Below are 7037 nucleotides of genomic sequence, written 5' to 3'. Positions count from 1 at the left end.
GCGCCGGCGCGGCGCCGCTGGCGGCGCCGGCGGGCGACGCGGCGGCGTGAGCTCTTTGTAGGAGCGGCGCGAGCCGCTACCAACCGAAGCGACGTACGCGAGCGGCGCATCCGAAGCCTGGAATACTCACGGCTTCGTATCTCCGGCCCCAGCGCTTGCGAACGCAGCTTCGGTTGGTCGCGGCTTGCGCCGCTCCTACAGGGGGCAGCCGCACATCGCCGGGGCCGGAAACGAAAGGGCCGGCTTGCGCCGGCCCTTCGTCTTACATCTCGATGCAGTCGAACTTCACATCCGGATCGACGTCCGCATCGTAGTCGACATCGTCGCGGTCGAAGCCGAACAGCTTGAGGAACTCGTGCTTGTAGCCGGCGTAGTCGCTGAGCGCGAACAGGTTCTCGGTGGTCACCTGCGGCCACAGCTCGGTGCACTGCGCCTGCACGTCCTCGCGCAGTTCCCAGTCGTCCAGGCGCAGGCGGCCCTGCTCGTCCAGTTGCGCCGGCGCGCCGTCGGCGCGGTACATGCGCTCGCGGTACAGGCGGTCGAGCTGTTCGATCGGGCCTTCGTGCAGGCCCTTTTCCTTCATCACCTTGAACACCAGCGAGATGTACAGCGGCAGCACCGGGATCGCCGAGCTGGCCTGGGTGACCACCGACTTCAGCACCGCGACGTTGGCCGTGCCGCCGCCGTGGGCGCGCAGGCGCGCGTCCAGGCGCTGCGCGGTGGCGTCCAGGTCGGCCTTGGCCCGGCCGAGCGCGCCGTGCCAGTAGATCGGCCAGGTGATCTGGGTGCCGATGTAGCTGAAGGCGACCGTGCGCGCGCCCGGGGCCAGCGCGTCGGCGCGTTCCAGCGCGTCGATCCACAGCTCCCAGTCCTGACCGCCCATCACCGTCACGGTGTCTTCGATTTCCTGCTCGGTCGCCGGCTCGATCGTGGCCTGCACGATCTGGTCCTTGTTGGTGTCGATGGCCGAGGAGGTGTACGCCGCGCCGATCGGCTTGAGCGCGGAGCGCTTGACTTCGCCGGTGGACGGCAGCTTGCGTACCGGCGAGGCCAGCGAATAGATCACCAGGTCGACCTGGCCGCCCATCTCGTTCTTGATCAGTTCGATGGCCTGGGCGCGGACCTCATCGGAGAACGCGTCGCCGTTGATCGAGCGCGCGTACAGCCCTTCGGCCTTGGCGAACTTGTCGAACGCGGCGGCGTTGTACCAGCCGGCGGTGCCCGGCTTCTTCTCGCTGCCGGGCTTTTCGAAGAACACGCCCAGGGTGTCGGCGCCGAAACCGAACGCCGCGGCGATGCGCGCGGCCAGGCCGTAGCCGCTGGACGCGCCGATCACCAACACCTTCTTGGGGCCGTCCTTGCGCTCGCCGAGCTTGCGCGTGGCGGCGATCTGGTCGCGCACGTTGAGCTCGCAGCCCACGGGATGGGTGGTGATGCAGATGAAACCGCGGACCTTGGGATGGATGATCAATGTCGAATCTCGTCGGCTGGGACCCCGCATTTTAGGCGCTGCGGGGCCGCCGCCGGAATCCCGTCGCCGTACGGGCACGTACAGGGGCCGGACGCGCCTGTTCACGACCGCGGAATCGGCCCGTGCGGCGCCATCGGCGCAGGAGCGGGCGGCGTGCGCCCAGGCCGCACGCCGCCGCGGCCCAACGCGCGCCGCGCCGTCGCTCAGCCCAGCCGCATCGACAGTTCCACGTCTTCGCCGAACGGCAGCGACAGGTAACCGCCGTGCGGCGCGCGCACGCGCTGCAGGTACTCGGCGCAGTAATCGGCGTTGTCGGCGACGATCAGCGCGCCCGGGCGCAGATACGGTTCGAGCAGGTCCAGCACCTGCGAGTACAGCGCCTTGGCGCCGTCGAGCAAGACCAGGTCGATGCGTTCGGGCAGGTCGGTGGCCAGCGAGCGCAGCGCGTCGCCGGCGCGGATTTCGACCAGGTCGTCGAGACCCACTTCGAACAGGTGGGCGCGCGCTTTCGCCGCCTTGGTCGGCTCGAACTCGCTGCCGATCACCCGCCCGCCGCCGTTGTCGCGCACGGCCGCGGCCAGATGCAGGGTCGACAGGCCGAACGAGGTGCCGAACTCGACGATGCGGCGCGCGCCGGTGGCGCGGGCGAGCAGGTACAGCAGGGCGCCGGTCTCGCGCGACACCGCCAGCGGCAGGTCCTTGAGGCGGCCGTACAACTGCGTGTACTCGGTCTTGCTGCGCATCAGCCGCTCGTGCTCTTCGCGCGGCAGCGCGGCCAGCGCCGGCACGCTCATCGGCGAGGCCGCTTCGTCTTCGGCGAACAGGCGCTCGATCAGCGCGGCCAGCGGTGCGGCGGTCAGGGTGTTCATGGCGAATCTCCGGCCCATCGGGGGGCGTTGCGGGGGTAGAATCAGAATGCGATTGATTCGTCATATTCGCTATTCGCATTGGAATCCCGCCCGTGGCCGACCGACAAAAACCGCAGATTTCCCAGCGAAAAAGCCCGCAACAGGCGCGTTCGAACGACCTGCTGAGCGCGGTGCTGCAAGCCGCCGCTCAGGTTTTGGCCCAGGAAGGCGCGCAGCGCTTCACCACCGCGCGCGTGGCCGAGCGCGCCGGCGTCAGCGTGGGTTCGCTGTACCAATATTTCCCCAACAAGGCCGCGATCCTGTTCCGCCTGCAGAGCGAGGAATGGCGCCAGACCGCCGCGCTGCTGAGCGCGATCCTGCGCGACACGCGCACGCCGCCGCTGCGGCGCCTGCGCCGGCTCACCCACGCCTTCGTGCGCTCGGAATGCGAAGAAGCGGCGATGCGCATCGCGCTGGCCGATGCCGCGCCGCTCTATCGCGACGCGCCGGAAGCCGACGAGGTGCGCGCGGACAGCCGCGCCGCCTTCGCCGAGTTCATCCGCGAGGCCTTGCCCAAGGCCGACGACGCGCTGCGCGCCACCGCCGGCGAACTGATCGTCACCACCTTGTCGCAGGGCGGCAAGGCGTTTTCCGAAAGCCCGCGCACGGCGCAGGAGATCGAGGCCTTCGCCGAGGCGATGGCGGACATGTTCTGCGCTTATCTGCGCTCGCTGGCGGGGCGCTGATCCTGCGACGCGGTTCGGGCGGGCGAGGTTCCCGCCGCGCCAGCCGCGCCTCACTCGCGCCGCTTGCGCCCGCGCTTGCCGGTGGCCGGGGCCGCGTCTTCGGGCTCGGGCAGGCCTTCGCCCAGGCGTTCCATCCACGCCAATGCATCGACGTAGCCGAGGAACTGCTGCAGGTACTCCGGCGACAGCTGTTGCATCAGGTTGAGCGCGCGATGCACCAGACGCCCGGAATTCAGCGGCCCGGCGTCGCCCGGCGCGCGTTCCAGCGATTGCCGCACCTGCCGGTCCAGGCTCAGCCGCGACCAGCGCGCGCGGAATTCGTCGAGCGCGGCCAGGCGCGGATACGCGGCCGCTTCGGCGTCGCCGCCGGCTCCGGCCCAGGCCTGCGCGCGTTGCGCCGCTTCGCGTTCGAGCCGTTCGGTCAGGGGCGCCAAGCTCGCCGCATCCGGCGTCGGCGCCGCGGCCTCGATGTTCGTCGCGCGCTCGAGGTCGTCGGCATACGCGCCGATCAGCGAATACACCCGCCCTTCCAGCACCCGCCGCAGCTCGCCTTCGGCGCCGGCGGCGCGCCGCGCCATCGCGTCGATGCGGTGGAAGCGCACGCGGTCGAGGCGGTCGGCGCCTTGCGCGCGCCAGGCCTCCACGGTCGCGCGCGGGTCCAGGCCGTCAGCGCGCATGCGCGGGCGCGGCGGGCTGGGCGGGCCGCGGCATCGGCGCGATTTCCACGCGCCGGTTCTTGCTGCGCCCGGCCTCGTCGGCGTTCGAGCCGACCGGCTGCTGCGCGCCGAACGCGGCGGCGAACACCGCGTTCTCCGGCACGCCCGAGGCGATCAGCGCGCGGGTCACGGTCAGCGCGCGCTGCGCCGACAGTTCCCAGTTGTCGGCGAACTGGCGATTGCTGCCGAGCACCTGGCGGTCGTCGGTGAAGCCGCTGACCATGAGGATCTCGTCGCGCGAGCGCAGGTATTCGCGCAGCGGCGCGGCCAGGGTCTTGAGCAGTTCGCGGCCCTCGGGCTGCAGCTGATCGGAGTTCAGCGCGAACAGCACGCTGCCGCTGATGCCGATGCGGCCGTCTACCAGAGTCACCCGGCCGCTGGCCAGCGGCGCGGCCAGCACGCGTTCCAGGGTCTGGCGCCGCTGCGCCTCGATCCGGCGCTGCTTCACTTCCTCGTCGAGCCGGCTGCTGAGCTGCATCTGCGCGCCGATCACGCCGACCAGGATCAGCACGAACACGCCCAGCAGCACCGACATCAGGTCGCCGAACGCGGCCCACACCGGCGCGCCGCCGTCGACGCCGTCGCCGACGTCGTCGGCCTCGACTTCCGCGCTCATGCCGCCTGCGCTCCGGCTTCGGCGCGGTCGTCGGCGCGGCCGTCGCTGCGGCCGTCGGACACGCGCTGCAATTCCTCGATGATCTGCTTCTGGCTGAGCACGCTCAGATCGACCACTTCGCGCGCTTGCGCCACGTAGTAAGCCAGTTGCTCGTCGCTGCGCGCCAGCGACTTGTCCAGCGCGGTCTCCACGCTGTGCAGGCGCTCGGCCAGGCGCTCGTGGGTCTCGCCGAACTGCTGCACCACCGCGGCGAAGGCGTCGCCGAGGCCGGCCATGTCCGCCGCGCCCGCGCTGAGCTGGGCGGCGGCGCTGTCGAGCTTGCCGGTGTCGGTTTCGATGCGCTCGCTCAGGCGCGCGCCGGCGCGTTCGAGCAATTCGGCCGACGAGGCGACCAGCGCATCGACCGCGGCGCGCTGCTCGCCGGAGGCGTGGTTGACCGCGTCGAGCAGGGTTTCCAGGGTCGCGAGCAGACGGTTGCGCTCTTCCAGCATCGCGGTGTCGCGGACCATGCTGTCGGACAGCTTCTGGCGCAACTCGGCGACGACTTCGGCCGCGGCCTTGGGCGCTTCGGACGCGGCGTCGACCAGGCGCGAAATCTCGGCGATGGTGTCGCGCGCCTGCGCCTGGGTGCGCTCGGACACCTCCTGGGCGGTGCGTGCGAGGGTGTCGCACACCGCTTGCTGGCGGCTGGCCGCGGTGTCGCCGGCCTGCTGCCAGCGCTGGCTCAGCTCGGCGGTCATCGCGCCGAACGATTCGGTCCACGCGTCCAGGCGCTCGCGTTCGCGCGAGTCCAGCGCCGACTGCAGCTGCGCCTGCGAGTCCTGCACGATCCGCACCAGTTCGGCGGCGTGCGCCTCGAAGCCGGCGACCACGCCGGCGGCGGCCTTGGGCGCCTCGGACGCGGCATCGACCAGACGCGAGATTTCGGCGATGGTCTCGCGCGCCTGCGCCTGCGCGTGGCCGGACAGCTCCTGCGAGGTGCGCGCCAAGGTTTCGCAGATCTCCTGCTGGCGCCCGGCGCTGCGCGCTTCGGACTGTTCCCAGCGCTCGCCGAGCGTGGCGGTCATCGCGCCGAACGCATCGGTCCACGCCGACAGGCGCTCGCGGTCGCGGGACTCCAGCGCCGATTGCAGGTCCGCATGCGAGCCTTCGACCACCTTCACCAGCGCCGCGGCGTGGCGTTCGAACGCCGACGCGGCGCTGTCGAGCGCGGCGCGGTTGCGCTCGGCCGAGGCCTCGTGCGCGTCGATCTGCCGCGACAGCGCCTGGTCCCAGGCCTGCGCGCTGCGCTCTGCGCTGCCGTCCATGCGCGCGGACACCTGTTCGAGCAGGCCGGCGGCGCCGCGTTCGAAGGTGCCGGCGAAGCCGTCGAGCGCGCCGCGCAGATCGCGCAGCAGCGCTTCGTTGCCGTTGCGGTGATCGGCGAGGGCGGCGGTCCAGCTGCCGGCGGCGGCGGCCGCGGCCGCGGCGAAACCGGCGGACAAGCCGTCGAGCTGCTGCTGCACCGCTTCGCCGACGCGCGCATGCAGCGCCGCGCTGTCGCGCGCGAGCGCCGCCATGGTCGCGTCCACCGCCGGCTGCAGCGCCGCGCCCGCGGCGCGCGCGCCCTCGCCGATGCTGTCCTTGAGCGAACGCTCGACCGATTCGGCCAGGCGCGCATACGCGGCCTCGGTGCGCTCATGGAACGCGTTCTGCTGCTGGATCTGGCGCTCGTGCGCGGCCTGGCTGTGGCGTTCCAGCGCGGCCATCGCCGCCTGCATCTGCTCGACCAGCGCCGGCATCGCTTCGGTCTGGCTCTGCAGCAGTTCGAACGAGCGCTCGCGCTGGCGCGTACGCGAATGCGGGCGCAACGCGCCGGCGATGGCGGCGTCCAGGCCCTGCACCGCCTGCGCGCGCTCGCGCCGGCACAGCGCGGCGAGCAGGCCGAGCATGGCCGAGGCGGCGACGCCGGCGATCGAGGTGCCGAAGGCGAAGCCCAGGCCGGCGACCGGCGCGGCGATGGCGGCGCGGATCGATTGCAGGTCGCTCGCGCTTTCCAGGGCCAGGCCGGTGCCGCGCAAGGTGACGGTCATGCCCAACAAGGTGCCGAGCATGCCCAGCAGCACCAGCAGGCCGACCAGATACGGCGCCAGCGCCGGCGCCGGCAACGCGGCGCGCTCGCCTTCGATGCGCAGCCGCGCGGCGTTGCGCAGCGACGGATGCAGGCGGCCGAGCCATTCGCCCAACTGCGCCGGCGGCGCCGACGCGGCCGCGGCGACGGCCTGCTCCAGGGTCGCGGTGGCGCGGCGGTAGCGCAGCAGTTCCACACCGCCGAGGAAGTAGCCGGCGCCGATCAGCGCGACCACCGCCAGGGCCAGCGGATGCGCGCCCAGATAGCCGGCGGCGACCCAGACGATGGCGGCCAGGCCGGCGATGAAGACGGCGGGGAATGCGAATTTGTTGGGCATGTCAGTCGTGTGCGTGCGCGCGCAGGGCCGCGAGCAGGCCGTGTGCGGGTTGGAGGCGAACGTCGAGTTCGGCGAGCAATGCGTCGTGCATGTCGCGGCGGAAGGGTTGCAGCCAGGCCTCGGGCGCGGGCGCCTCGTCGCCGGCGGCGGCGCGCGCGTCCTGGCGCAGGCGCTCGAAGCGCCGGCCCAGCAG

General features: G+C 72.0%; 7 protein-coding genes. 1 reads left to right on the top strand and 6 read right to left on the bottom strand.

What is annotated here, in order from left to right:
- Window positions 1-262: 262 nt before the first annotated feature.
- Both fabV and A7A76_RS05210 read right to left on the bottom strand, forming a co-directional pair.
- Complete coding sequence (gene fabV, locus A7A76_RS05215) at window positions 263-1471, bottom strand: enoyl-ACP reductase FabV (RefSeq protein WP_206410200.1); 1209 nt, start codon at window positions 1469-1471, stop codon at window positions 263-265.
- 203 nt (window positions 1472-1674) lie between these two features.
- On the bottom strand, window positions 1675-2340 hold the full coding sequence (locus A7A76_RS05210) for an O-methyltransferase (protein ID WP_206410199.1): 666 nt from the start codon (window positions 2338-2340) through the stop codon (window positions 1675-1677).
- Between the two features lie 92 nt (window positions 2341-2432).
- On the opposite strand from A7A76_RS05210, the gene A7A76_RS05205 reads away from it, so the two are divergent.
- The gene (locus A7A76_RS05205; protein WP_343225287.1) at window positions 2433-3065 is read left to right on the top strand and encodes a TetR family transcriptional regulator; all 633 of its coding nucleotides are present in this window, start codon (window positions 2433-2435) and stop codon (window positions 3063-3065) included.
- 50 nt (window positions 3066-3115) lie between these two features.
- Here A7A76_RS05205 and A7A76_RS05200 read toward each other — a convergent pair whose 3' ends face one another.
- The 4 genes from A7A76_RS05200 to A7A76_RS05185 all read right to left on the bottom strand — a co-directional run.
- Window positions 3116-3742 carry a DUF2894 domain-containing protein gene (locus A7A76_RS05200; protein WP_206410198.1) on the bottom strand — a complete coding sequence of 209 codons (627 nt, stop codon included), beginning with the start codon at window positions 3740-3742 and terminating at the stop codon, window positions 3116-3118.
- Window positions 3732-4397 carry an OmpA family protein gene (locus tag A7A76_RS05195; protein ID WP_206410197.1) on the bottom strand — a complete coding sequence of 222 codons (666 nt, stop codon included), beginning with the start codon at window positions 4395-4397 and terminating at the stop codon, window positions 3732-3734. Before A7A76_RS05195 ends, A7A76_RS05200 begins: the two co-directional genes overlap by 11 nt.
- Complete coding sequence (locus A7A76_RS05190; RefSeq protein WP_206410196.1) at window positions 4394-6844, bottom strand: DUF802 domain-containing protein; 2451 nt, start codon at window positions 6842-6844, stop codon at window positions 4394-4396. The genes A7A76_RS05195 and A7A76_RS05190 overlap by 4 nt, the downstream gene beginning before the upstream one ends.
- A 1-nt stretch (window position 6845) precedes the next feature.
- Window positions 6846-7037, bottom strand: a 192-nt coding sequence (locus A7A76_RS05185; RefSeq protein WP_206410195.1) for a DUF3348 family protein, incomplete at its 5' end; no start/stop codon positions are given.

The organism is Lysobacter enzymogenes (assembly GCF_017168095.1).
In the GTDB taxonomy this organism is placed as follows: Bacteria; Pseudomonadota; Gammaproteobacteria; order Xanthomonadales; family Xanthomonadaceae; genus Lysobacter; species Lysobacter enzymogenes_D.
This window is presented reverse-complemented; position numbering and strand designations above follow the sequence as displayed.

Excerpts from the sequence above, each read along its gene's own strand:
- A7A76_RS05210 (WP_206410199.1), bottom strand. The coding sequence starts at position 2,340 with ATGAACACCCTGACCGCCGCACCGCTGGCCGCGCTGATCGAGCGCCTG.
- A7A76_RS05200 (WP_206410198.1), bottom strand. The coding sequence starts at position 3,742 with ATGCGCGCTGACGGCCTGGACCCGCGCGCGACCGTGGAGGCCTGGCGC.
- A7A76_RS05195 (WP_206410197.1), bottom strand. The coding sequence starts at position 4,397 with ATGAGCGCGGAAGTCGAGGCCGACGACGTCGGCGACGGCGTCGACGGC.
- A7A76_RS05190 (WP_206410196.1), bottom strand. The coding sequence starts at position 6,844 with ATGCCCAACAAATTCGCATTCCCCGCCGTCTTCATCGCCGGCCTGGCC.